Origin of the sequence: Vibrio sp. MOR3 (assembly GCF_001557775.1) — a bacterium.
In the GTDB taxonomy this organism is placed as follows: Bacteria; Pseudomonadota; Gammaproteobacteria; order Enterobacterales; family Vibrionaceae; genus Vibrio; species Vibrio jasicida.
In genome coordinates, this window is record NZ_LNRD01000006.1 from 220,269 (window position 1) to 245,286 (window position 25,018).

Annotated in this window: 22 protein-coding genes; 9 read left to right on the forward strand and 13 right to left on the reverse strand. The window is 46.4% G+C overall.

Annotated features, from left to right (window positions below; genetic code table 11):
* Window positions 1-52 precede the first annotated feature (52 nt).
* Both arsB and ATB76_RS14335 read left to right on the forward strand, forming a co-directional pair.
* On the forward strand, window positions 53-1,108 hold the full coding sequence (gene arsB, locus ATB76_RS14330) for an ACR3 family arsenite efflux transporter (protein ID WP_005435488.1): 1,056 nt from the start codon (window positions 53-55) through the stop codon (window positions 1,106-1,108).
* 154 nt (window positions 1,109-1,262) lie between these two features.
* Entirely contained in the window at window positions 1,263-1,481 is a 219-nt protein-coding gene (locus tag ATB76_RS14335) for a hypothetical protein (protein ID WP_038875496.1), read from the forward strand.
* A 16-nt stretch (window positions 1,482-1,497) separates the two neighbouring features.
* Here the strand turns inward: ATB76_RS14335 and ATB76_RS14340 are convergent, their stop codons facing one another.
* Together ATB76_RS14340 and ATB76_RS14345 are read right to left on the reverse strand one after the other, a co-directional pair.
* Window positions 1,498-2,280, reverse strand: a complete 783-nt coding sequence (locus tag ATB76_RS14340) for a helix-turn-helix transcriptional regulator (RefSeq protein ID WP_061035540.1) — start codon at window positions 2,278-2,280, stop codon at window positions 1,498-1,500.
* Window positions 2,281-2,317: 37 nt separating this feature from the next.
* Window positions 2,318-2,851 (reverse strand): YbhB/YbcL family Raf kinase inhibitor-like protein, encoded by a 534-nt coding sequence (locus tag ATB76_RS14345; RefSeq protein WP_061035541.1) that lies wholly within the window; start codon window positions 2,849-2,851, stop codon window positions 2,318-2,320.
* Between the two features lie 468 nt (window positions 2,852-3,319).
* On the opposite strand from ATB76_RS14345, the gene ATB76_RS14350 reads away from it, so the two are divergent.
* The gene (locus tag ATB76_RS14350) at window positions 3,320-4,111 is read left to right on the forward strand and encodes a PhzF family phenazine biosynthesis protein (protein ID WP_061035542.1); all 792 of its coding nucleotides are present in this window, start codon (window positions 3,320-3,322) and stop codon (window positions 4,109-4,111) included.
* A 116-nt stretch (window positions 4,112-4,227) separates the two neighbouring features.
* Here the strand turns inward: ATB76_RS14350 and ATB76_RS14355 are convergent, their stop codons facing one another.
* From ATB76_RS14355 to ATB76_RS14390, 8 genes are all read right to left on the reverse strand, one after another.
* Window positions 4,228-4,590, reverse strand: a complete 363-nt coding sequence (locus ATB76_RS14355; RefSeq protein WP_005534602.1) for a RidA family protein — start codon at window positions 4,588-4,590, stop codon at window positions 4,228-4,230.
* A gap of 14 nt (window positions 4,591-4,604) precedes the next feature.
* The gene (locus ATB76_RS14360) at window positions 4,605-5,651 is read right to left on the reverse strand and encodes a lactonase family protein (protein WP_061035543.1); all 1,047 of its coding nucleotides are present in this window, start codon (window positions 5,649-5,651) and stop codon (window positions 4,605-4,607) included.
* A gap of 79 nt (window positions 5,652-5,730) precedes the next feature.
* The gene (locus ATB76_RS14365; RefSeq protein ID WP_061035544.1) at window positions 5,731-8,184 is read right to left on the reverse strand and encodes a beta-N-acetylhexosaminidase; all 2,454 of its coding nucleotides are present in this window, start codon (window positions 8,182-8,184) and stop codon (window positions 5,731-5,733) included.
* A 90-nt stretch (window positions 8,185-8,274) separates the two neighbouring features.
* A complete protein-coding gene (locus tag ATB76_RS14370; RefSeq protein ID WP_038865239.1) occupies window positions 8,275-8,904 on the reverse strand; it encodes a bifunctional 4-hydroxy-2-oxoglutarate aldolase/2-dehydro-3-deoxy-phosphogluconate aldolase in 630 nt (209 codons plus the stop codon).
* Window positions 8,905-8,920: 16 nt separating this feature from the next.
* Window positions 8,921-9,865: a sugar kinase gene (locus ATB76_RS14375; RefSeq protein WP_061035545.1), complete on the reverse strand. Its 945-nt coding sequence runs from the start codon at window positions 9,863-9,865 to the stop codon at window positions 8,921-8,923.
* Window positions 9,866-9,967: 102 nt separating this feature from the next.
* Window positions 9,968-11,488, reverse strand: coding sequence for a sodium:solute symporter family protein (locus ATB76_RS14380; protein ID WP_061035546.1), 1,521 nt, complete (start codon window positions 11,486-11,488; stop codon window positions 9,968-9,970).
* Between the two features lie 234 nt (window positions 11,489-11,722).
* Window positions 11,723-12,115 (reverse strand): RidA family protein, encoded by a 393-nt coding sequence (locus ATB76_RS14385; protein WP_045486620.1) that lies wholly within the window; start codon window positions 12,113-12,115, stop codon window positions 11,723-11,725.
* 51 nt (window positions 12,116-12,166) lie between these two features.
* A complete protein-coding gene (locus tag ATB76_RS14390; RefSeq protein WP_005425135.1) occupies window positions 12,167-13,612 on the reverse strand; it encodes a D-aminoacylase in 1,446 nt (481 codons plus the stop codon).
* Between the two features lie 179 nt (window positions 13,613-13,791).
* Here ATB76_RS14390 and ATB76_RS14395 point away from each other — a divergent pair, with 179 nt between their 5' ends.
* From ATB76_RS14395 to ATB76_RS14420, 6 genes are all read left to right on the forward strand, one after another.
* Window positions 13,792-15,063 (forward strand): amino acid deaminase, encoded by a 1,272-nt coding sequence (locus ATB76_RS14395; protein ID WP_061035547.1) that lies wholly within the window; start codon window positions 13,792-13,794, stop codon window positions 15,061-15,063.
* Window positions 15,064-15,152: 89 nt separating this feature from the next.
* On the forward strand, window positions 15,153-16,016 hold the full coding sequence (locus tag ATB76_RS14400; protein WP_005425077.1) for a MurR/RpiR family transcriptional regulator: 864 nt from the start codon (window positions 15,153-15,155) through the stop codon (window positions 16,014-16,016).
* Between the two features lie 420 nt (window positions 16,017-16,436).
* Window positions 16,437-18,068, forward strand: coding sequence for a methyl-accepting chemotaxis protein (locus tag ATB76_RS14405; protein WP_061035548.1), 1,632 nt, complete (start codon window positions 16,437-16,439; stop codon window positions 18,066-18,068).
* A gap of 368 nt (window positions 18,069-18,436) precedes the next feature.
* Entirely contained in the window at window positions 18,437-19,384 is a 948-nt protein-coding gene (locus tag ATB76_RS14410; protein WP_061035576.1) for an HlyD family efflux transporter periplasmic adaptor subunit, read from the forward strand.
* Between the two features lie 4 nt (window positions 19,385-19,388).
* A complete protein-coding gene (locus ATB76_RS14415; RefSeq protein WP_061035549.1) occupies window positions 19,389-20,315 on the forward strand; it encodes an ABC transporter ATP-binding protein in 927 nt (308 codons plus the stop codon).
* A complete protein-coding gene (locus tag ATB76_RS14420) occupies window positions 20,315-21,412 on the forward strand; it encodes an ABC transporter permease (protein ID WP_038882101.1) in 1,098 nt (365 codons plus the stop codon). The genes ATB76_RS14415 and ATB76_RS14420 overlap by 1 nt, the downstream gene beginning before the upstream one ends.
* 68 nt (window positions 21,413-21,480) lie before the next feature.
* On the opposite strand, the gene ATB76_RS14425 is transcribed toward ATB76_RS14420, so the two are convergent.
* The 3 genes from ATB76_RS14425 to ATB76_RS14435 form a co-directional block, all read right to left on the reverse strand.
* Window positions 21,481-21,852: a hypothetical protein gene (locus tag ATB76_RS14425; RefSeq protein ID WP_171374330.1), complete on the reverse strand. Its 372-nt coding sequence runs from the start codon at window positions 21,850-21,852 to the stop codon at window positions 21,481-21,483.
* Window positions 21,853-22,052: 200 nt separating this feature from the next.
* Window positions 22,053-23,867, reverse strand: a complete 1,815-nt coding sequence (locus ATB76_RS14430; protein ID WP_061035550.1) for an amidohydrolase — start codon at window positions 23,865-23,867, stop codon at window positions 22,053-22,055.
* Window positions 23,868-24,014: 147 nt separating this feature from the next.
* Complete coding sequence (locus ATB76_RS14435) at window positions 24,015-24,950, reverse strand: endonuclease/exonuclease/phosphatase family protein (RefSeq protein ID WP_061035551.1); 936 nt, start codon at window positions 24,948-24,950, stop codon at window positions 24,015-24,017.
* Between the last annotated feature and the right edge of the window lie 68 nt (window positions 24,951-25,018).

The following is a 25,018-nucleotide window of genomic DNA, read 5'->3' on the forward strand; positions in this document are numbered from 1 at the left end:
AAACTATACCTTTAACTATCGCCTTTCGACGATAAACGAATAAGAGAACACTATGACTACTCAAGTTTTAAATAGTGCCAGCGACAAAATGAGCTTCTTGGACCGTTACCTAACGGTGTGGATTTTTGTTGCAATGGCAATCGGTGTAGGTATTGGCGCAGCATTCCCTCAAGTAGCTGAGTGGAACGAGTCAATGTCAGTTGGTAGCACAAACGTACCGCTAGCGATTGGTTTGATTTTGATGATGTACCCGCCACTCGCAAAGGTGAACTACAACCTGCTAGGTACAGTGACGAAAGACAAAAAAGCGATCACGCTGTCTTTGGTCATGAACTGGATTGTCGGCCCTATTTTGATGTTTATCCTTGCATTGACTTTCCTAGGTGATCATCCGGGTTACATGGTCGGTATCATTCTGATCGGTCTTGCTCGTTGCATTGCAATGGTACTGGTATGGAACGATATCGGTGGTGGTAACAAAGAATACGGCGCAGCTCTAGTTGCATTAAACAGCGCTTTCCAAATTGTGACTTACAGTGTGATGGCATGGTTGTTCATCACGGTGTTGCCACCAGTCTTTGGTTACGAAGGTTTCGTGGTTGATATCTCGATGATGGACATCGCGGAAAGTGTTCTGATTTACCTTGGTATCCCATTCCTAGCGGGCTTCCTAAGCCGCAAATGGCTGGTCGCTGCGAAAGGTGAGCAATGGTACAACGACGTGTTCATCCCACGCATTTCACCAATTACGCTTATCGCCCTGCTTGCGACCATCGTACTGATGTTCAGCTTGAAAGGTGAAATGATTCTTGAACTGCCAATGGATGTATTCCGTGTGGCAATTCCACTGGCTATCTACTTTGTGTTGATGTTCTTTGTCAGCTTCTTCGTCGGTAAGAAAATGGGCATCGACTACGACAAAAACGCATCGATTGCTTTCACGGCAACAGGCAACAACTTTGAATTGGCAATTGCGGTTTCTATCGCGGTGTTTGGCCTAAATTCAGACCAAGCGTTTGCTGGTGTCATTGGTCCACTGATCGAAGTGCCTGTATTGATTGCTTTGGTGAACGTCGCGCTCAAAATGAAAAAGAAATACTACAAATAACCAAAGGTTATAGTGACTTGAAAGCGCCCGTCGTTAAAGCGACGGGCGCTTTTTGTTTTCCATGCTAGGCATGATGAGATCAACAAAATCCAATTTGCTAACTCAAAGTTTTGAACAATGTTTTAAATTAGAAATTCATATAGGAGTTTGAGTAATGAATTTAGAATATAAAAAACTGAAGTGGCATGCTGTTCTCAAGCTTTCACAACAGACGATTAAGTGTCTAGAAGAGGAAGACAGCACAACTTTGACCGATGTCGACAAAGTGCGCGCGAACGTTCATGCAGCGGAACTACTGCAACAACTCTTGTCCGATCTTGCGATTGCGGATTCTAAGTCTTCGAGCACATTAAGCTCAGTAAAACGCGCTTAGTTTTATTCAGGACACATTAATTGACGACCACCGTTTTGATGTAATCACTCGGTGTTAGGCCGAATTTACCTTTAAAACGCTGGCTAAAACGCCCTTCAGATTGATATCCACATAATTGCGCCAGCATCGCCACGCTGTAGTGACCGTTTTGCATTAAGTGCAGCGCATGATTTAAGCGAACTTCTGCAAGCACTTCCCGATACTGAGTACCCTCTTGCTTGAGCTTGCGAATCACGGTCGCACGGCTCATGGCAAAACGCTCAGCCACCAGCTCTAAAGTGTGTTCCTCTCCCGGAGAATGCGACAAATAACGGCTCAGCTTCTGGCTGAATGTTGTATTCGCACTCGCAAACAAACGATGCAACACACCACGCTCAGCAAGTTGCTGATACAACCCCATTACCCAGAAGGTTTGGGTCTCTTTACTCAGGGTTTGTTGGTCAAACGAGAACAGAGCATTGAGCGTGTCTTCCAAGGCTTTATCGGATTCTAATGTTGGCTTTTCCTCACCACTATCAATGCTCGCGCTAAGTTCAAGCATTGATTCTGACGGCAAACAATGGAAGCTAAACATTCTAGAGAGAAACTTACCTTTTTGCGGTAAGTTCTCAAAACTCAGCGATGCAGAAGCCTCACAAAGCAGCAGCTCAGAATTGGAAAGATCCAGCGCCGATTCTTTCCAGAAAAAACGCTTACTGCCTGTAATGATCTGAATAATACTTGGGGAATGGATCTTCACATTACGCAGCTTCTGTAACTGCTCGGCACGAAACAACGTGACTCGATATTGATGGATCATCTATTCCCCTCGTTTTTTATCATCTATCTATTACGGCTTAACGTGTGTACGTCGCCGTCAGTTTTGCTTTGTCTAGTGCCATGCTGTTAAGCGTAAAACCAACCACAGCAGCTGGTGTGTTTTCATCTAGGTTTAGTTTCTCTGTTGGCAATGCCCAAACCGTAAATTGGTAGCGGTGCATGCCGTCTGCTTCTGGTGGGCAAACGCCACCAAAACCAACTGTTCCGTAGTCAATACGCGACTCTTTACCGCCCAATTTTTCAATGTTCACTGCGCGTGGCAGTTCGCTTACTGAAACTGGAATGTTAAACGCAACCCAGTGCCAGAAACCACTGCCAGTAGGCGCATCAGGGTCATAAGCCGTGATTGCAAAGCTCTTTGTTCCTGTTGGCGCATCCTTCCACATCAATTGTGGAGATTGGTTGCCACCATTACAGCCCCAGCTGTTGTATTCGAAGGTCTTCGCCATAGGATGACCTTCTTGGATATCTTTACTGGTTAACTCAAATGCTTGTGCTGAACCAACCGCCAATAAGCTCATTGCTAGTACTGATGTCGTGATTACTTTCATGATGATGTTCCTATTTCTTAAGTTCGGCATAAGTGTAAGCCCCAAAAGAAACAGCAACCCATCATTAAGTATCAATAGCATTCATTTTAAGCTAATCAGTGATACTTTTCGTAATATTTTCAAATTCGTGCTTACTGGCGACCTATTTGGTGTCTGCCCAAGTGACTTCAAGATGCAGGATTCAGAGCGCTGTCATTGACTCGAGTTCAAGGAAAACAACGCAGCGTAATAGCCAGCTCTTTCAAAGTTGTTTGACGCAGCAATCGGGGCAATGACACGCTCCCAAAGGGACCTCTTTGTAAATAGTAAGGGATTTGGCTTGTATACTTTGTTGTCGATTCTTGATTTAGATCCACTAGACCTTTAAATCGCCGCCGCGTCTACAAACCAAGTCATTCTCGCTGAACCTAGCATCTCGAGGTTACTTGGGTATATGCTCATTAGCCCAAAGCAAACAAGGAAGCGTAAATGAAACTGGATATCTACGTGGTGGACGCCTTCACCGATACGCAATTCAAAGGCAACTCTGCAGCGGTGGTGCCGTTAGAGGAATGGCTTGCTCCAGAGTTGATGCAAAGTATCGCGACAGAAAACAACTTATCGGAAACGGCCTTTCTAAAATCCATTGGCGCAAACCAATATGAGATTCGTTGGTTCTCTCCTATAACTGAAATCGACTTTTGTGGACACGCCACACTGGCCTCGTCGTTAGTGCTGTTTGATGAGCTTGGCATTAGTGGCACGATTGAGTTTCATACTCTGGAAGTAGGAACCCTCACCGTGGAGAAGAATGCGCAAAGTAAGATCGAGATGACGTTCCCCACTCGTCCTCCAAAAGCCGTTTCTGATATTCCCTCGGCATTAATTGAAGGCTTAAGTTGCGATGTGGAACGCGTACTGCTTAGCCCCCAAGCTTACTTCGTGGTGGTCGACAGCCAGCAGGAGGTAATTGAGGTTCAGTACCGTTCTGAGCACCTCAAGACACTCGCTCCTCACGATGTGGTCGTTACTGCGAAAGGCAATCAACAAGACTTTGTATCACGTTACTTTTGGCCTGCAAATGGTGGCGACGAAGACCCGGTAACCGGCTCGATTCACGCTGGATTAGCACCATTCTGGGCAGAAGAATTAGGCAAAACATCACTGGTTGCTTATCAAGCTTCTCAGCGTGGAGGCATTTTGCACTGTGAAGTAAACGGCGAACAAGTAAGAGTATCGGGCGACGGCGTGCTCTACATGAAAGGCAAGATCTTTGTGTAGACCTTTAGTTTGTCTTTAGCATTAGCCCAATAAAACAAAGCCCAGCGTTATTGAACAACATAACGCTGGGCTGAGGATAACGCTGGGCTTAATGGTTTAAGTAGAGTGATGTCGAGCTACTGGAACTTCTCACCCGCAGCAGCAACGAACGCCATTTCTACTAACAGTTCAGGGTTCGCCAATTCAACTTTGACGCAAGCACGGCTTGGTGCACAGCCTTCAGGGAACCACGCATCCCATACTTCGTTAAGGGCATCGAAGTTAGCAAAATCCGTCACGTAAATCGTCACAGATAGAATGCGCGACTTGTCGCTATCAACACTGGCTAGCATTTGCTCGGCTTGGTCGAAAATCTGTTGTACTTGCCCTTTCATATCCGCAGTAGTGTCAGCTTCTGCCACCTCAACAAAGTTGGCAATACCGTTGAACACCGTTACATCAGACCAACGTTTGCATGGATTAATACGATGAATTGTCATGTTATTTCTCTTAATTACGACTTCTCAACCAAACACACAGGCGCACCGATGTCGCATGAGTATCCGGTTGGAGTGATAACGCCAGTTTTCTGATTCCTATGAAAGCTAGCGACATTATGTGAATGTTGATTAGCAACGAGCATCCACTGCCCGTCACGGGATAAAACAAAATCTCTTGGGAACGCGCCACCACAATCGGACGCCGCAATTTGAACCGGAGTATTGCTCGTTACATCAAATGTACTGATCAGATTTTGCGCACGGCATGAGACATAGACAAAGCGCTCATCCGCAGAGAGACGAATAGCAGACGCCGCTTCTTTGTTCTCTTCATCGGCTAGCAGCTTAACTTGCTCAGTCAGATTCCACTGCCCACTTTGCTTGCGAAGTACCACCAGCGTTTCAGACAATTCGCAAACAACGTACGCGACAGATTCATCACGATTGAAGACCAAATGACGAGGCCCAGAGCCAGCAGGCATAGCGACGCTTTGAGAAAGTGAAAACTTAACTGTTTCACCATCATTGTCGTAGTCATAGAAATGAACACAGTCTGTGCCTAAATCGACCACAGCCAATTGAGCGGAGTGTTTTAGAAAAGTGACTTGATGCGCATGAGGTGAAGTTTGACGATCAATATTCGGCCCATTGCCTTCTACATACAATTCTGCAATGGATTTCAAAGGCTTGCCTTGCTCATCAAGTTGGTAAACACTTACATTGCCGGAACCGTAGTTTGCAACAGCGAGTAACGGTTCTTTAATGTCGATATGGCAAGGGTAGTCACCTTCAATTGGCAATCCATAGCTGTCTGTTTTTTCAGCAAATATCAGCTCTGCACCTTCTAAGCGATTGACTTCATTAAAGGTATATAAACCCTCTCCTTTGAGCGCAAGGTAAGAAGGGTTACGAACCGTTTTCACCGCTTCTGGAACATGTTCATTGGTGAGCGTTAATGCGCCAGTAGCAGTATCGAGAGAAACACACGCAATGCCCTGACTTTGGCTTGGTGAATCGGTATAGGTGCCTACATAAAAATGTAAGTGACCATTTACTATCATGGGAAACCTTTAGGAGATAAAAGAGTGCTTAACCGATAAGATGCCGCCTGCGTTACCAGACGGCAATCCCTTTTAGTTATCAATCGGTTAAAGTGTGAAGCAACTGCTCGGTTGGTACTACGATAGCGACAATCGTTTCATCAAAAATAATCGCATTTTCATCGATGGCGCGTTGATACGCTTCAGCGTCAGGTTGGCCAATACCACTACCCTGCTTAGCAAGCTCAATCAATGTTAAACCTAAATCGGCAACTTTGATTGCGGCTTCTGCAACTGGCACGGTTTCTACCGATGCCATGTTTGCAGCGAAAGTAGGTTTGGCTTGCTGCGCCGCTAACTTAACGCTCTGATAATGCATCGCCAACGCATCCAATGCTGCTGTATCACCTTGAGCATAAGCCGCGACCAAATCTTGCATCTCATACACTGTTAAGCTTTCTACTGGCAGTGCATCCGCAAATCGGTTTAATCGCTCATACTGATTGTATAAATCACCTTCGTTTGGCGTAGAGATCCATTTCTCCCAATGACGAGCGTAGTATTGAGCAGGTTCGATGTACTTCGCTAATGTTAGTAGCGGCGTTTCGTCCGCACCATTGGCAAGACGTTTCAACATCATATTGGCATCGGCATGATGACGTAGACCAAGCGAAATCTCAGACCATGTATCCATCACCTTCATGCGCTTGTACATGCTGCGCTCATCGGTCAGGTCTTGGCTCGACCATAGGCGCTCAGCAATTGCGTAGCTTCTCGGCCATAAGCGTTGCTCGATGGTCATTGAATCGAGGTTCTCACCCCAAATGGTGATTTCTCCACCTAAAATTAACTGCTGTTCTTTCTCGGTCAGCTCAGCCGGATAGCCGCCATTCGGCTCTGGAATAACACTCCCCTGCATGTCACTGCTCGCGACCAATTCTCCAGTAGCAGGCCAACGCACATTACCAATCAACTGGTAACTGGTGTCTTTCAACTTGCCATCCGCAAAGTCATAGTTGAATTCGGTGTAAGACATAAAGTTATCGAAGTGCCCTTTAAACTTCACACCCGGCACATACTCAATGATGAACACCTCTTCGCGGGACTTGCCGTTGTAATCGGTAAACGCACGGTAGCTGCCATCTGTCGCTTCAATAATGGTCAGATTACCTGTACGTGGACCACCTTTATTCCGTAGTTTCACCCAATCATAAGTCGCGAATTTCTCACCTTGATGAAGTTGATCATCAACCGTGATTCCTTTCGGCATTGGGTCATTTCGATAGTGGTAACTGGTTGGTTGTGGCTGGTCTAGGTAATAGCCTGTTGAGAGAATACCTTGGTAGCCCTCTTTTGCTGCTCTACCGATACTGTCGTGCCCTTGCCAGCTTTGAATCACAATCGAGGTTGGAAGGTCTTTGTGCCAGATTTCATCCCAGCCAGTCATCTTCTTACCGCGCTGTTCCAGCATCTGTTCGACCTTGGTGTTCAGATACGATTGCAGACCACGCTCTCCATCCAGATTGTTGTCTTTGATGAATTGCTGAATCTTCGGGTTATCTTTCCACTGTTGGTAATTTGGTTCATCGCCGCCGATATGGAAGTACTCATCTGGGAAGAGCTCAACCACTTCGTCAAACACGCTCGCCAGCATCTTGTAAAGTTCGGGATTGGTCGGGTCCATTAACGGCTCAAACACACCCCAGCCACGTTGATGCGGATAAGATTGCTCACCCATACCAGACATCAATTCAGGGTAAGCGTGCGCTACGGCCGAAGCATGTCCCGGCAAAGAAATTTCAGGGATAACTCGAATGCCAAGGTTACGCGCGTAATTCACCACATAGCGAATTTCATCTTTGGTGTAGTAATCTCCATCAGCGGTGTCTTGCCACAGCTTTTGATAATTATCCAGCTGGATACGAATCGCTTGGTCATCCCAAATATGCCAATGGAAAACGTTCATTTTTGCTGATGCCATCGCATCAAGTTGACGAAGGATCACATCAAGTTCAATGAAGTGACGAGAAGTGTCGTAAGAAACACCACGCCAAGGAAAACGCGGCTCATCTTGAATCGACACCGCAGGCACAAAGTAGCCAGTCGCGTCCGTAGTCACTAACTGCAAGAAGGTTTCTAAACCATGGAAAGCACCGTAAGGGCGTTCGGAGCGAATGATGATCTGACCATTACGCGATTCAAGTTGGTACGATTCATCGCTGTTAATGTCTTGCACCTCTGACTTGGGCGCATTACGAATATCAATCACCAAGGTCGCGTCTTTTTCCGACTCAGCATGCCAGTTCAACATTGGTAAGCCGGTTTGGCGATATAGACGATCCATGGTGCGCTTAGCATTGAACTGCACGCGCGGGGAATCGTAGCCTTTGATGTAAATGCTGAAGGATTTATCCAGTGTGATTTTACCCTGCCCCAACTCTACATTTTGTGGGTAAGGCATTAGGTTAAGATCGGTGTTGGGAGTCATCGCCATCGCTGCCGTTGGAATTGTGATTAAGCCTGAAATGAGTAGTGCTAATGTACCTTTGTTCATCCGCGCCATCCTGTCGTCGTTATTATTATTCAACCCAAGTCACGCTATTTCATGGGGTCTGGTGACTTGGGTAAAAGAGCTCTGTTTGAGTTACGCAACCAGCTCTACTGCTTCACGAACCAGCTTACCAATTTCGTCCCACTGTTCGTTTTCAATTAAGCTCGGTGCCACCATCCAAGTACCACCGCAACAAACCACACGGTCGATGGCTAGGTAATCATTGACGTTGCTTTTACCGATACCGCCTGTCGGCATCAGACTCACATCAACATAAGGTGCAAGTAGTGACTTCACCATCGCGATACCACCGCTCGCTTCTGCCGGGAAGAATTTGAGGAAGTTCAAACCCAGCTCAAGTGCTTGTTCAACCTGACTTGGGTTATTCACGCCCGGTACGATTGGCATGTTGATTTCTTGACAGCGACGCACGGTATTGGGGTTCAAACCCGGCGCGACAATAAACTCTGCACCCGCGTCTTTCGCTTGGGTAATCTGCTCTGGCGTCAGTACCGTGCCAGCACCGATGCACATTTGCGGGTAGGCATCGCGCATGGCTTTAATCGCATCGGCAGCGGCTTCTGTTCGAAAGGTCACTTCCGCAACTGGCAGACCGTTTTCTACTAGCACTTTTGCCAATGGAATCGCGTGCTCAACCTTATTGATTTGAATAACAGGAATAACTTTGAATTGCTGAAGTTGCTCAATCATTGCTTGGGACATAATACGTTCTCGGAAATTATCGAATTAGATGAGTCATGGCGTCGTTTGGAATGACTGCGCCAGGATATTGAATAACGGTTGCCGCTAGTGCGTGACCGAGTTGGGCAGACTGCTCGCAGCTTTGTCCGGTCAATCGTCCTGCAAGGTAACCTGCAGCGAATGAATCGCCAGCAGCACAGGTGTCGATCACTTTGACGACATTCTCGGCGCCTACGTAAGCGCTTTGCTTGTCATCACCATGCGACCAAACCAGTTTGCAAGGCTCGCAACCACGTTTAATCACGATTTCTTGGCAACCAAAGCGAAGGCAGCGTTGCTCGACACTTTCCTCTTCACCCCACACCAAGACATCATCGCCTTCAGTGATAAGCGCAATGTCGACTAAAGGCAGAATTTGGCTGTACCAATGTTTCGCCTCTTGTACAGACCAAAGTTGAGGACGGAAGTTATTATCGAAGACAACCTTGCCTCCATCTTGTGAGAACTGACTTAATGCCTTTTTAAGCCTTACTTTGCTATCGTCATTTAGAATCGCAATACTGATGCCACTCAGATAAAGATAATCCAGCGCTCGGTTCGCAATCGCGGCTTCTAATTTGTTGAGCGAAGAAGTAGAGAAGTAACTTTTAACGGCTGCGCTGTCACGCCAGTATAGAAAGCTGCGTTCGCCTTCTTGGTCGGTCTGCACCATGTACAAACCCGGCAGTTGAGCTGGGAAGATCTCGACAAGATCAGTCGCAATGCCCTCTTGTTGCCAGTTTTCCAGAAGCTCTTGAGAAAGTACGTCCTCCCCAAGACCGGTCGCGTAAGACACTTGGACAGGTTGTTTAGCCGTTAGTCGAGAGAGGTAAAGTGCGGTATTGAGCGTGTCGCCACCAAAGCCTTTGCGAATTGGGTCGCCGCTTAGTTCAATCATGCATTCGCCAAAGAAAGCAATTTTAGTCTGGGATGAATCGGTCATCGTTCACCTACTTTGGATAAATTTAGAATGGTGGCTCGGGGGAGCCACCAGTTTGTCAGGAGCTTATGAGCGAGTCTCTGTTCGAGCCGAAACTCTTTGCTGTTAAGCGTTTTGATTTGCTGTTGTGCGGTTTTTTAATGAAGCATCTTCTTCCAGAACACCATCGTCAGACAGTTCCATTTCCATCAGTGCACGCTCATCATCTAGGATTGCTCGTGCCATTTCTGGTGAAACTTGGTTAGCTGGAGTCACTAGGCTCACTGCCACACCAGCAGTTAGGGCAAATAAGCAAGATGGAATCACTGGGTTGCCCCAGAAAGCGGTTAGGTCAGGACTCAGCATTACTGCAAATGAAGCAATAGACGCACCTGCCAATGTTGCCAATGCACCTTGCCAGTTGTAACGCTTCCAGAAGCGACCCAACATACCGCACACGAACATGCCAGACATGACTGTCGAGATCATCTTAGTGATGTAGCCGATGATGTCGTTAGAAGTTAGCGCGAATAGCAATGCACAACCGATCACCACAACCAAAGCCAAGCGAGAGTAATTCAACATGGATTCTTTGTTTGGCACGCGACCGGTGAACATAACGTACACATCACGCAGTAAGATAGACACGCCCGCAATCGCATCCGAACTCGCACTCGACATGGTTGCAGATAGACCTGCAATAAGAACGATAAGACCAACGCCTACTGGCAATACCGTTGCCGCGATGTATGGGAAAGCAAAGTTTGCGTTGTTCAGTTCAGGGTCAATCGCATGCGCCGCCATACCAATGACTGCAGGGATGATGGAGAAGAACAAGTACAACACACCAGACGCTACGAATGAACGGCGGATGGTTGATACATCCTTGCCTGAATAGATACGTTGGCGGAATGAAGGCGTTGCAAGTACACCCACACCAATCACAACAGCAAGAGAAACCGCTGGGATTAAACCAAGCTTATCAATCGCAAGGAAACTCACCGCTTCTGGGTCCATGGCAGAGTACAGGTTATCCAAGCCGCCAATGTGCTGCACTGACAGTACCGCCATTAGGATGAAGCCAACAAACAAGATGATAGCTTGAATGGTGTCCGTCCAAACCACCGCAGTGTAGCCGCCAATAACCACGTAAATGGTAAACGCTGCTGCGATGATCATCTTCGCAGTGCTCAGCTCAATATCGGCAATCCACGCTAGGTACATACCACCACCAAGGATGTGTGCGCCCAACCAGCCGATAGAAGCGATAAAGATAAGCAGACCAACCACGTTCTTCACGATGCGGTTTGCACCTACGTAGTATGCGAGCTCTTCACTCATGGTCATAAAGTTGAGTTTACGGACTGGCGCAAACCACAGTGCCAATAACAAGATACCAATTGCGCCGCCAATGCCATAAAGCGCACCAGCCCAACCGTTTGAGTAACCAAAGCCCACCGCGCCCATACTAGAGCCCGTGCCAACCATGGTTGCTACCGTGGTACCTAATACGAGGAACAGAGGTAAGCCTCGACCACCGAGTAGAAAGTCTTCACCTGATTTTTGGTTGCGAGAGACAAACCATCCCAACCAAATTAAAAATAAGACATACGCACCGAAGCCGGTAAGAAAAAGTGTACTGTTCATTGAACACCTCTCATATCAAAATCCATCTTTCAGATTGATATAATTCCAGCAGCAAGTATTAGATTTTATTCTAGAAATTATCTAATTTTATTTTTATAGCTTTTGCTAAATATATTAGGCACTACTGCTTTATGAAATTATATTTATGTAGGGAGTGAGAGTGCCAAAAAGATAATAACAGGAAAGTAATTATTTCCGGCACTCTATTTTATTTAATTAGGTAAAGTGTGATTTCTATCGGCGATCTTCGCGGTAGCAAGTCACATCGACTTCGACTTTCACGTCCACCACCAGATCACACACCATGCAAATACGTGCAGGTGGGTGATCGCCAAAGAACTCTCTGAACACTTTATTGAACGATTGGAAGTAACGAGAATCCGTTAGTACCACTTTTACGTGTACCACGTCAGCAAGCGTGTAGCCAGCTTCTTCCATGATATCGACACAGTTTTGAATCGCTAGGCGAGACTGGTCAATGATACCGCCTTCTACCACTTCGCCGTCAGTCATTGGTGTTTGACCCGAGACGTATAAGAAGCCGCCCGCTTCTGTTGCACGTGCAAATGGTAAATGTTGACCGCCAGTACCTACGCCGCCTTCTACACCATAACGTTTAATTGACATAATATTCTCCAGTGATAATGCTTAATCTATAAAATTAATTTATTTAATAAGTTATTGATGGGTATTATTTCTATAAATAAATACGCCATTTCTATTTTCGGTGACTTTATCTTTTAAATAAGATAGTTCGCCATTTACAAATACAGATTCAATACCTTGCGCGACGGAAATTGGATTTTCGAACGTTGCAGTATCTTTAATTGTATTTGGGTTAAATAAAACCAAGTCTGCGTAAGCGCCTGTTTTTATTTCCCCACGATCTTTCAATTGGTAGCGTGTTGCCGACATCCCCGTCATCTTGTGAATCGCTTCTGCCAATGGGAAAAGCTGTTCTTCACGGCAGTAATGCCCCAAGACTTTCGGGAATGTGCCCCACAAACGTGGATGTGGATGCGGGTCATTTGGTAATCCATCCGAGCCCACCATGGTCAACTTATACTTAAGGACACGTTTGACGTCGTTTTCATCCATGCAGTGATAAACCGCGCCCGCAGGTTGCAACGCTTTTGCTGCTTCCATAAGAGGCAGTTGCATCTCGTCAGCAATGTCTTTCAGCATCTTGCCAGCGTGTTCGGGTTTGCTTTCAGACCAAGTGATGAAGATGTCGATTTCATCCGTCACCTGTTTTAAATCCAGCGTTGAAGAACTGGCAGAATATGGGTAGCAATCGCAAGACACGTCTTGATGCTCAGAAACCTTGTCCATCAAATCCAGCACTTCTACGGTGCGTCCCCAGTTGCCTGCACCTGCGCATTTCAGATGAGAAATCACCACTGGCACTTTGGCGTACTGCCCAGTTTCAAAGGCTTCTTCCATTGCGCTGATGATTTCTTCAAACTCGGTACGCATGTGTGTGGTGTAGATACCACCGTGATGGCCAAGAATTTCCGCTAGGCGCATGACTTCATCCGCGTTCGCTTGCTTGGCACTCGCATAAGCAAGACCCGAGCTCAAACCCAATGCGCCCTCTTCCATCGCTTGTGCCAGTGTTTGGCGCATTTGCTCGATTTCTTCATCGGTAGCCGTGCGCAGTAAGTCGTCCATCACGTTGTTACGTAAAGTTGTGTGACCGACCAACGCAGCGACGTTGACCGCAGGGTTCGCCGCTTGCACCGCCTTCGCATACTCCGCAAAAGTTGGGTATTTGAAATCTTCCTGCTTGCCCAATAGGTTCATTGGGTCCGGTGGAGTATCACTCAGTACCGCAGGGCTCGCGCTAATTCCGCAATTACCTACGATTACCGTCGTCACGCCTTGGCTGATTTTTGGCAAGCAGTCAGGGTAACGAATCACATTGGTGTCATCGTGCGTGTGCACATCAATAAATCCCGGAGCCAACGCAAGACCCTGACCGTTGATAACCTTCTTTGCAGAAAGCTCGTCTAGCTGCCCTACTTGCTCAATACGATCTTGACGAATCGCAACATCAGCAATGAATGGTGCTGCACCCGTACCGTCAAATACCTCTACGCTTTTGATAATGGTATCGAACAACATACTTCACTCTCTTCGTCCGTCGTTAACATGATTCCATCTTAATAATTCTTGAAATTTAAACAGTGAAGAAACACACAAAAAACTCAGATTTGTTTGATACTTTCTAACATATTATTTATGGTAGTTAGCAACAAACACTTAATATCAATCACTTAGACCATGTTAGAAGTAGGTGCGCCATGAAAGACAATCGCCAAAAGTGTGATAAAAACTATCATAATGAGTGTGTTACCACGCCAGGTTACGGAGAAAAGGCTCAACCTGTTGCGTGCAATTCCGATGGGTTACACAGTTTGATCCATGAAGAGATCACCCTGCCTGCAGCGGTGATCAAATCTTCTTCATTGAAGAACAACCTCGATTGGATGCAGCGTTTTGCCAATCAGCACAAAGTGAAACTGTCACCGCACGGTAAAACCACCATGACTCCCGCTTTCTTCCAGCAGCAATTAGAAAACGGCGCTTGGGGCATTACCGTCGCAACGCCGGCTCAGGCAGAGATTGCGGCGCTAGGCGGAGCGAAAAACATCATCATGGCGAACCAACTAGTCGGGCGCGCGAACATGACCATCATTGCCAACTTGATTGAAACCCATGGAATCAACTTCTATTGCTGTGTAGATTCAAGCCGAAACGTCAAAGCGCTTGAACGTGCCTTCGCTGAACATCAATTGCCGCTTAATGTACTGATTGAGTTTGGTGTCGAAGGCGGTCGCTGTGGATGCCGAAACCAACAAGATGTGGTTGAGCTCGCCACATTCATCCACCAGCAACCTCACCTCACGCTAAAAGGTATCGAGGTTTACGAAGGTGTCATTCATGGTGACAATGCTGAGCAGGACATCCGTGACTTCCTCAACACCACATTAGAAATCGCAGCCCAACTACAAAACGACAAGTTGATTGAGTCCAAGCCTCTGGTCACAGGCGCAGGCTCTGCTTGGTATGACGTGGTTTCTGAATGCTTTGCCAACCTAGAGGATTTTGATGCCGTCATTCGCCCAGGTTGCTACGCGATTCATGACACAGGCATTTACCTAGACGCACAAAACAAAGTCATGCAGCGCGCTGAAAATAACCAAGGTGCAGCGTGTGATTTAGGTGGTGACTTGGAATCGGCACTAGAGCTTTGGGCTTATATCATTTCTCGCCCTGAACCAACCAAGTTAGTTGCCGGCTTTGGTAAACGTGACGTGGCGTTTGATGCCGGATTACCAATCCCCGAGCGCGCATACCGCGATGGTGAATCAATCTCTATTGAAAGTGCGGTAACGACCGCGGTGATGGATCAGCATGCGTTCATCGAAGTAGACGCAAACAGCGACCTTCAAGTGGGTGATATGATTGCCTTCTCAACCTCTCATCCATGTTTAACGTTTGATAAGTGGCGTGCCGTGGCGGTTTGTGATGATGAGTATCAAGTCACTCATTGGGTGAAAACCCGTTTCTGATGATGAGCTTAGTGAGGCTTTTCGTTATACTTCATGCCAAACCAGTGGAGGCGGCACAATCGTCTCCATGCAATAGATAGGAACACAGCTTGAGTTTAGAAGTCGATATTATCTCTCAAATCACTGAACGTTTCAGTGCGCTGCGCGATGCCGAAAAGAAGGTCGCGAAGTTGATCATGGACGACATTCAAACTGCCGCCAACGCCAGCATTACTGAACTGGCAGAAAGCGCAGAAGTGAGTGAAGCCACCATCACCCGTTTTGCTAAAGCTGTTGGCTGCAAAAACGTACGTGATATGAAGATCAAACTGGCACAAACCTTAACGGTTGGACAACGATTCATCCTTGAACCGCCTGATCAAAGTGGCTACCAAGGTATTTATGAGTCGATCAAGCAATCCCTTGATGTAAACCGCAGTTTGATTGTTGAAGAAGATATCGACACTGCTGTGAACTGGTTGCACAACGCAAGACAAGTGATCTGTATTGGTATGGGTGGCGGCTCAACTATTGCAGCACAGGAGATGCAGCATCGTTTATTCCGTCTGGGCTACCCTGTTGTGGCGTACAACGATGGCTTGTTATCGCGCATGATTGCGGCGACTGCAGACGCGAACGATGTGTTGGTGATGATCTCAGCCACTGGCTATACCCCTGCCATCATAGAAACCGCGCAATTAGCCAAGCAGTACGGCGTGAAAGTTATTGTGATTACTCCGAAAGACACACCTTTGACTGAGCAAGCCGATTTGGTTCTGCCTATTGAGCACCAAGAGACGGACTTCATCTACAAGCCATCCGCTTCTCGCTACGCAATGTTGGCTTTGGTTGATGTACTTTCGATGGCATTAGCCGTTAATCATAAGCGACGCTCGCGCGATAAACTTCGCCGACTCAAAGTTGCCCTCGACTCTTATCGTGGCGGTTTGGAAAGACAGCCTCTTGGTGACTAAGCCAACGTAGTCTAGATAACTAAAAACTCGCTCATAAAACTCAAACAATGAAGCCCGATGTTCAGCATCGGGCTTTTATTTTACCGAGATAACACTTCAATTCGGTACGATGTCTTGTTTTAATATTTAGGAAAAAATTGCTAACACATAAATAACGAAATTCATCAATAAGAAAATTCTGATTGAATGTAAGGTTATCAAGATTAATACCAATTCGTACTCGAAATAATTTATAAGTTAATTAATTATTTTCCCCATCAATATTGATTAACTATTAACTTATTTTCAAACGAAATATGAACATTAAGTTTCCATTTTATTTTCGTTTCCGATAAAACTATTTGAGACTTTCATCACACTAAATTTCAAATCTCAGGAATAGACTCCGAGCCTTTCAAGCCCCCAATTTGCAGTGAGTCTATGAAACTTTCTAACCTGAGTATTAAAAGTAAAATCAGTGCGTTGATACTTGTTATCTCCGCTGCCGTCATTGCGTTATCTTTCTTCTTTACCTCTCAAATAAAACTTATTGATAGCAAGATGACAGAATTTTCTGACACTACAGTGCCAAGTATTTTATTGGTAAAAAATATTGAAATCGAAATTGGCACCTTAAGAAAAGACGAATTCTCTTTGTTGACTAATGTAAACCATGCTGAATTTAACACTTGGCTTAAAGGTTTGGATGAATCAGAAAATAAAATCGACAACTATATTGAACAATACGGTAAATCACTTTGGGATCAGCGCGACCGTGATGCTTATAATGAAGTATCGAATGCATGGTCAAAATACCGTAGCTTCAACGACAAATATTCAGAGCTATTAACCACGAAACGTATTGACGAAGCCAACGCCATGCTGCTGGATGGTTTTTCAACGTTCCAAGCACTTTCTAACTCGATTAAAGATCTGGTTGAGTTAAACCAAACCTTCATCAAAGAAGACATCAACAGCACTCACGATGTGGTAGCAGACGCCATCACTTATAGCATTATCGCGATTGTTGCTTTATTGGCATTGAGCTTTGTACTCGGCCTATTCCTCACAAAACAAATCTGCTCTCCACTGCAATACGTGGTTGAAATGGCTTCTAAGATTGCTTCCGGCGACCTTACCTACAAACTTCCGCGCAATAAAATTGGTAACGACGAGCTCGGTTTATTGGCAGACGCCTGTGAAGATATGCAAGCCAAACTACTGAGTCTGATCGACAACATCTCTTCTACTACCGCTCAGGTGAGCACCGCTACCGAGGAAGTAAGCGCCATTTCAGAACAAACCTCTTCAGGCATGGATGAGCAACAGCAACAACTTAACCTGATTGCGACTGCCATGAACGAAATGCAAGCAACGGTGCATGATGTAGCAAGCAACACGGAAGCCGCTTCAGAAACTGCAAACAGCGCCTCTCAAGAAGCCAAAGAAGGCTTAGAAGTGGTTCAAGAGTGTATTGAACAGATCAACGAAGCCTCGGTCGCGATTCAATCTGTTGGCACCATGGTAAGCGAGCTAGAGCAAGACGCATCGAACATCAGCGTGGTGGTTGACGTGATTCAAGACATCGCAGAGCAAACTAACCTACTTGCTCTCAATGCCGCAATTGAGGCAGCCCGTGCGGGTGAACAAGGCCGCGGATTTGCAGTTGTCGCTGATGAAGTTCGTACGCTAGCGAGTCGCACACAAGCATCGACAGAAGAGATCATTGCCATCATCAGTAAGCTTCAGAACTGCTCGAAAACCGCCGTATCGGCAACAAACAACAGCAGCGATTTAATTCAAGTGTGTGTTGAGCAGGCTCAGCGAGCGGGCACGACGATTGGTCACATCGAACAAAGCGCTGACAACATTGCTGAGAAGAGTATCCAAATCGCAAGTGCCTGCAGTGAGCAAAGCTCCGTGACTGAAGAGCTGCACCGCAATGTCGAACACATCAACCAGTTCTCTAGCGAAGTCGCAACAGGCTCTCGTCAAACCGCGATAGCGTGCCGAGACTTAAGTGAACTGGCGGTTGGTCTACAAGAAATCGTCAGTCAGTTTAAAACGGCTTAAACAGCCATTAAAGGTTGCGTTAACTTTGTCCTAGCGCGCTCTGTAAAGCCCGATGCTCAACCATCGGGCTTTGCTTTATCTCGCCGCTTCTTTACGTGTGCACAGTAAACCTGATCCTTGTCTCGATTCTTCAATTTATCTTTCCTAATCCCACCAACATCACGGTAACCCACTATATTTGAATGAGAATATTCTTAGAGACGCATTCAAAGGTGAGGCCAGTTTCAATAATTAATCAATTGATGAATATTGAAGGAATTAACTTCCTAGCCGGACAAAACTGACTCACGTTACACTGAATGCAGTCCCACACTCTTCTATAGCTTGATACGAGTTCGAGCTCACCTTCTTAGAGGAAGCGTCGCATGATGAAGCGAATCATTCTTGGCACCCTAGCCCTGACTCTTTTAACTGCTTGTTCCAAAGATGACGGACAACAAGCCCTTGGCACACTAGAACGTGACCGTGTAACTTTTACTGCAACCTCTAGCGAGATAATTCGTGCCCTACCCATCAAGGAAGGCAGCCAAGTCACCGAAGGAGAAGTGCTGGTTCAGCTCGATACAAAGAACCAAGAAGCCGTTTTAGCTCACGCCGTAGCCGAACAAGCCAAGACTGACGCTTATCTTTTGAAATTGACCAATGGTGAGCGACCAGAAGACATTGCCGCAGCGCAAGCACGCGTTGCCAGAGCGGAAGCTCAATTGGTTGAAGCGCAAAAGAACTACCAACGTAAAGCAGAGTTAGTTCGTAAGAAACTCATCAGCCAATCAGAAAAAGACACCGCTTTAGCAGCCAGAGATTCTGCTCGTGCGGAGCTAGACTCCTCACAAGAAGAGTTCAGCAAACTGACCGCTGGCTCTCGCCCTGAAGATATTGAACAAGCGAAAGCCGCACTCATGGCAGCAAAAGCCGATGTGGCACTGCAAGAACAAAAACTGGCAGAACTCACCATCACCGCCACGCGAGATGGCTTGTTAGATAACCTACCGTTTAACCTTGGCGAACGCGTTCCTGTGAATGGTGTTGTTGCTGTAATACAAGCTAGCCGCGTCCCATACGCTCGCGTTTATGTTCCTGCTAACTATCGAGTCGACTTTGTTCCGGGTAAAACGGTTAACGTGCATATAGATGGCGTTGAGCAACCATATAGCGGCACCGTTCGTTGGGTTGCAACTGAGCCTTCATTCACACCTTATTTTGCGCTTACCGAGGAAGAACGTTCACGTTTGATGTACCTAGCAGAAGTCGACCTTCAAGACTCAGCACAATCCTTGCCTTCAGGCATACCTGCGCAAGTGGATTTGGTGGAGTAAGCCAATGACCGAATACGCGATTCAAGCTGAAAATGTGGTGAAAAAGTTTGGTGACTTCACCGCCATCAACAACATCACGCTTAATGTGCCCAAAGGCAGTATTTATGGTTTTCTTGGCCCCAACGGCTGCGGTAAATCGACAACCATTAGAGTGTTGACTGGCTTGCTTAGCCCAAGTGAGGGCAATGTCGATGTACTCGGGCTAGAGATCCCAAAACAATCTGAGCTTCTGCGCCTCAAGATTGGCTACATGACGCAAAAGTTCTCCCTCTATGATGACCTGACGGTTCAAGAGAATCTTGAGTTTATTGGACAAATCTTTGGTATGGAAACCAAGGCCCTAAAAGTTCGCATCGAAGAACAACTAGCCACCTACGGTCTCGACCAGTTGCGTAAACAGCGCGTCGGCGGAATGAGTGGCGGCCAGAAACAACGCTTGTCTCTCGCCGCAGCCACCATGCACAAACCAGAACTATTGTTTCTCGATGAACCCACATCTGCGGTTGACCCAGAGAACCGACGCGATTTCTGGGAGCAATTGTTTGATCTCTCTGACCAAGGCACGACGATTTTGGTCACTACGCATTACATGGATGAAGCAGAGCGCTGCCATCGTCTAGCGATTATGGAATCAGGCGAAATCCGCGCCGATGGTGAGCCAGAAGAACTCATGGCGCAAATGGGCGTTAACATCGTCGAAGTCAAAGCGGATAATTTACGCGAGCTAAAAGAGAAAGTCATTCAGCGCGAAGAGGTACGCTCAGCCGCACAGCTCGGCATTCGCTTACGCATTTTGATCCACCAGCACATCGAACAACCGATCGAATGGTTAACTCAAACCTTTCCTGAGCTTGAGGGCTGCGAGATGAACATTGCTCGCCCGAGCTTGGAAGATGTGTTTGTCAGTGTTACGGGAGAAGGTCGCCAATGATGAAATCTATTGCCCGTATGAAAGCGGTGATGATCAAAGAGATCCGTCAGCTTTCACGTGACCGAATCACCTTTGGCATGGTCGTAATGATCCCCCTGATTCAGCTTCTGCTGTTCGGCTTTGCCATTAATACCGATATTCGCAACATTCCCGTTGGCGTCGTCGATCAAAGTGGCAGTACTGCCGGACGCGTGATTACCGAGTCCGTCAAAGTCACGCAAGTGGTCGATGTGGTCGAAACCTTCGCTACCGCATCAGAAGCCGAGCAAGCCATTCAAGACGGCTTGGTACGAGCGGCTTTAATTCTACCTAGCGACTTAACCCAACGTATGGTGCAAGGTCGAGAGCTTGGCCAGTGGATTGTAGATGGTTCAGACACCATGATCAGCTCAGCGATTCTCTCACTACAAACCATGCCGTTAACGGATTTTGATTTTGAGATACGCCCTGCCCCAACCAAAACCTTTGAAGTTGCGCTGTATTACAATCCGAGTCGACGCTCGGCGGTAAACATTGTCCCTGGTTTATTGGGCGTAATTCTGACCATGACGATGATCTTGTTCACCAGTGCAGCCATTGTTCGAGAACGGGAACGTGGCAATTTAGAGTTACTGATTACTACGCCAATCCACTCCATCGAGCTCATGGTGGCGAAGATCATTCCCTACATCTTTGTTGGTCTGATACAGGTGTTTATCATTTTAGGCTTGGGGCACTGGATATTTGGTGTGCCGATAAACGGCGCCATTAGTCAGATACTGTTTGGCACGCTGTTGTTTATCGCCGCGAGTTTAACTTTAGGTTTGGTGATATCCACCATTGCGACGACACAGCTTCAGGCCATGCAGATGACGGTGTTTATTCTTTTGCCATCGATTCTTCTGTCCGGATTTATGTTCCCCTATGAGGGGATGCCCGTTGCTGCACAATGGATATCCGAAGCGCTCCCAGCGACTCACTTTATGCGCATTATTCGTGGTGTGGTGTTGCGTGGTGCAGATTTAATGGAGCTATGGCGAGATACGGTTTGGCTACTGGGCTTTACTGTCGTCGGATTGGTCATCGCCTCATTGCGCTTTAAGAAATCTCTCGATTAACACTTGTGATACAAGAAACAATAACGCCTCCATATTCGGAGACGTTATTGATCAAAGCGAGTAGAGCATCAATAATACTCACCGAGTGAACAATCGTGCAAATCGGAGATAATGTAGTTTCTCAACGAGTTGATTTTAAAATTAAAAACCACTTGTTTGCATACGTTCCTACTGCGGTCACTGTAAGTAATATAGCCTTCACCATAAGCACGCTTGCCACTGGTTGAAGTGATGTCGGCATCCAGCTCTAAGTGTGCTTTGTGCGCATCGACACGTTCCATCATCTGTGGAACATCAAGCCATTCTTCTCGATTGGCCATTTGGATCAGCATTGATTCCGCCTGTGTTTCCAGCTTTTGCGGATAAACGTAGAAACGGTTATAGGCAAAATAGGCGCTCATCAAAATAATAATTAACACTGCTGAGGTAGTTCTTGTCATGCAAGTTGCCTCTTATCGTTATGAATTTCTGCTTTTCTCTATAATTTCAGTATAGGAAGCGGATGAAGTTTAGGTTAAAGAATTCACCCAAATAACAGGCGACGGTCAGAGTCGGTCAATTCCATGACAAGCCGTCGCCTGATTTAACCTAATTCTAAATAACTAGACACCTTGCAGCTCTTTAGTGCTAAAAGTTACTTTTACTTATCAATAGGGAATAGCTTGTTCTCAAAGACAGTGGCATAAATTGGTACGTCTTTTAGCTTGTTGATGTCGATTTTATAAGGGTCCTCTTCGAGTACCGTAAAGTTGGCAACCTTACCTACCTCGATACTGCCGAGGGTGTCTTCCATTCCCCAAGAGTACGCGGCTTCTATAGTGATGCCTTTTAATGCGGCTTCACGAGATAGGGCCAAGTCTTTGCGTAATACATTGCCATTGTTGGTTTGACGGGTAGCGGCGCTCCAAGCAAGTAATAGAGGATCAGCCGGAGCCATTGGCATATCTGAATGCAATGAGACTGGGATCTGCTCTTTCTCTATGGTCGCCAGACGCACCATGGCATGAGCACGCTCTTCACCTAAACCGACTTCACCAAAACGGTCACCAAAGCCAGTGACGTAATATGGATTCACACTGATGATAGCTCCGAGTTCTTTCAGTTCCTTGACTTGCTCGTCGGTCGAATTGGCAAAATGAACAATCGTAAAACGGTGGTTATCACGTGGGTATTCAGCTTGACGACGTTTCAAAATTTCAATCAGCTTTTCAACGCCTTCATCACCGTTTACATGAACGAGTATTTGGTAATCCTTCTCCCAGAACAGCTTGGTGATGTCTTCAACTTCTTGAGGACTTTGAATCCACTCGCCATGGTGGCCATCCAGATAACCGTCTTTCATCATCATTAACTGAGAGATGATCGCGCCATCGAACAGTAGCTTAACTTGGTTTTTAAAGAAGCGAACTTTGCCTTCATCAGGGAAGGTTTTGGTGATTTCTTCAACCGCTTGAACCACACCCTCTTTGCCCTTCAAGAAGTACGGTGACTTACTCTCTGGTGTAAAGAAGGAGTACATTGGCGTTTCATCAGCCCCCAAGATCTCTTTATACAGACCCACCATATCCTCTGGTATGAACGCGCCAGGTTCGTTGTAAGCTGTTACCCCTTTCTCGTGCAGCATTTCTACCATTTGCTCTAGTCCGGCACGGAATCTTGCTTCACTACCAAGGTCTTTGTAGATACGCGGTAACAAGTAAATCAGTGCACCACCTTCCCAGAAATGCCCATTTTCCAGGTCTGACTGAGCTGCTACCTCTTTACCTTGCTTATCAATATCTGTTTGGTTAAGACCAAACTTTTCAATAAAGGCAGAGTTGACGTAGAACTCATGTGCCGAACGATGCCATACACCGATTGGACGTGTTTTCGAGATCTTATCAAGATCAGCACGCGTCAATTCACCATGGAAGAAGTTGTTGTAGCCCCACGTCCACAATACTTCATTTGGAGCCTTCATCTCTTTTTCAACGGCAGTCAGCGCGGCCAGATACTCTTCATGTCCATTCACCGCTGGCCAAGTACGGCTTGGTAACTGCCACTCTTCAGGAGCAATGACCGGCATGCTCAGCGTAAGTGCACCAAGGAACGGATGAAGGTGCTGCTCAATAAAGCCAGGCATGATCACCTTGTCCTCTAAGTCGACTTTATCCGCATTTGGGAACTGCTTCAGCGCCTGCGCTTCTTGTCCAACAAAGACAATCTTGCCGTCATCGTCCGCTACAACTGCCTCTACACGAGGTTGGTCTTCATCCATTGTGATGATGGTTTCAGCCAGATAGATCGTTTCACCGCTTTCCACAGGCGCAGTTGCTTGAGCTTGCTCTTCTGCCTGAACCTCAGGTTTTGGCTCTTGTTGTGGTTGTTTCGCTTCTTCTGCTGGGCTGCATCCTGCCACGGTACCAATTAACCCTAGGATGACACCTGCCACTAACGTTCGTTTCAATGGTTTCATTTCTAACCCTTATATCACCAGTTTATTTACTGCTTTAGTTATGGAATCCCGTTCCAAATAAGAAAGAGGAGCATGGTGTATAAAGTAAAGACCGCTTTTGTCAGGGGTGAACGGATTTAGGTCACAATCTTGAGAATGAAACAGGAATTAATTCAGAACGTTACCTATCACCGTCGTTACCAAGCGATGATCAGAACCATTTGGATGGCTTGCCGACTTGCGAGAACAAATGGTCCTCTCTACGCTTTCCGATTTAAGCCAGAGGTGATCAATCCCTATCATGGCGAAAGCAGGAACCGGCAAGCCTTTCACTGATGTTGGCCAACTGGCAACAGGTTGAGTTTGGAAACGAGAAAACAGCTCATTAAACCTAGGGCTTGCAGCAGAAAGATTGAAATCCCCTATCACGATCATTTCTGGTGTTGGGTACAAATCAGTAAGAGTTTCTATGGTTCGAATCAGTGCATTGCGGCGTTGCCATAACGGCTCAGTTCTTGGCGAAGGAGGATGCGCCGTCATCAGGGTAATAGGGTTGTCCACTTGCCATGTAGCTCGAATCACCTCTTGACCATCTGGGGTGTGATAAATCGAAACTGGCTCCAAAGGATAACGGCTCAAAATCATCTGATTTGAAGGGTAACCAACGCCGCGCTGGCCGCCATAATAGAAAGGATAAATATCGTCGAGAAGATGAAGTTTCTCCCCCACTTGAGGCGAGAGCTCTTGCATCACCACCAAATCCGCAGGGTGTTTAAGCAAGTAATTGATGAACTGATTGATGTCCGGATTTTCGTAGAACAGGTTGAATTGGACTATCGTCAGCGGATTTTCGCAGGTTTGGTTGTTTGTGATTTGAGTGGGTAAGAGATACGCAATAGAAGCGAAGCCGATTAAAGTAGAGAAAATGGCTTTCGCCCAGTGACGACAAACCAAAAGTACCAGAGTAAAACCTAGATAGACGAATAAAAGAAGAGCGGGAATCGAGGTTAGATTCTCCGCCCACCAAATATCATTATATTGCCTTGTCACCAGCCAAATTGAAGCGGGTAGAAACAATACAATCCATTGAATGACTCTCAGCACACGCACGGCTCATTTAGCGATTACATATCATAAGCTTATATGTAATCGCCCAACTCGCCAGTGCGCTG

Excerpts from the sequence above, each read along its gene's own strand:
- ATB76_RS14405 (WP_061035548.1), top strand. The coding sequence starts at position 16,437 with ATGAAACTTTCTAACCTGAGTATTAAAAGTAAAATCAGTGCGTTGATA.
- ATB76_RS14365 (WP_061035544.1), bottom strand. The coding sequence starts at position 8,184 with ATGAACAAAGGTACATTAGCACTACTCATTTCAGGCTTAATCACAATT.
- ATB76_RS14345 (WP_061035541.1), bottom strand. The coding sequence starts at position 2,851 with ATGAAAGTAATCACGACATCAGTACTAGCAATGAGCTTATTGGCGGTT.
- ATB76_RS14350 (WP_061035542.1), top strand. The coding sequence starts at position 3,320 with ATGAAACTGGATATCTACGTGGTGGACGCCTTCACCGATACGCAATTC.
- ATB76_RS14410 (WP_061035576.1), top strand. The coding sequence starts at position 18,437 with ATGAAGCGAATCATTCTTGGCACCCTAGCCCTGACTCTTTTAACTGCT.
- ATB76_RS14370 (WP_038865239.1), bottom strand. The coding sequence starts at position 8,904 with ATGTCCCAAGCAATGATTGAGCAACTTCAGCAATTCAAAGTTATTCCT.
- ATB76_RS14425 (WP_171374330.1), bottom strand. The coding sequence starts at position 21,852 with ATGACAAGAACTACCTCAGCAGTGTTAATTATTATTTTGATGAGCGCC.
- ATB76_RS14375 (WP_061035545.1), bottom strand. The coding sequence starts at position 9,865 with ATGACCGATTCATCCCAGACTAAAATTGCTTTCTTTGGCGAATGCATG.
- arsB (WP_005435488.1), top strand. The coding sequence starts at position 53 with ATGACTACTCAAGTTTTAAATAGTGCCAGCGACAAAATGAGCTTCTTG.
- ATB76_RS14430 (WP_061035550.1), bottom strand. The coding sequence starts at position 23,867 with ATGAAACCATTGAAACGAACGTTAGTGGCAGGTGTCATCCTAGGGTTA.
- ATB76_RS14335 (WP_038875496.1), top strand. The coding sequence starts at position 1,263 with ATGAATTTAGAATATAAAAAACTGAAGTGGCATGCTGTTCTCAAGCTT.
- ATB76_RS14340 (WP_061035540.1), bottom strand. The coding sequence starts at position 2,280 with ATGATCCATCAATATCGAGTCACGTTGTTTCGTGCCGAGCAGTTACAG.
- ATB76_RS14355 (WP_005534602.1), bottom strand. The coding sequence starts at position 4,590 with ATGACAATTCATCGTATTAATCCATGCAAACGTTGGTCTGATGTAACG.
- ATB76_RS14395 (WP_061035547.1), top strand. The coding sequence starts at position 13,792 with ATGAAAGACAATCGCCAAAAGTGTGATAAAAACTATCATAATGAGTGT.
- ATB76_RS14420 (WP_038882101.1), top strand. The coding sequence starts at position 20,315 with ATGAAATCTATTGCCCGTATGAAAGCGGTGATGATCAAAGAGATCCGT.
- ATB76_RS14390 (WP_005425135.1), bottom strand. The coding sequence starts at position 13,612 with ATGTTGTTCGATACCATTATCAAAAGCGTAGAGGTATTTGACGGTACG.
- ATB76_RS14385 (WP_045486620.1), bottom strand. The coding sequence starts at position 12,115 with ATGTCAATTAAACGTTATGGTGTAGAAGGCGGCGTAGGTACTGGCGGT.
- ATB76_RS14415 (WP_061035549.1), top strand. The coding sequence starts at position 19,389 with ATGACCGAATACGCGATTCAAGCTGAAAATGTGGTGAAAAAGTTTGGT.
- ATB76_RS14380 (WP_061035546.1), bottom strand. The coding sequence starts at position 11,488 with ATGAACAGTACACTTTTTCTTACCGGCTTCGGTGCGTATGTCTTATTT.
- ATB76_RS14360 (WP_061035543.1), bottom strand. The coding sequence starts at position 5,651 with ATGATAGTAAATGGTCACTTACATTTTTATGTAGGCACCTATACCGAT.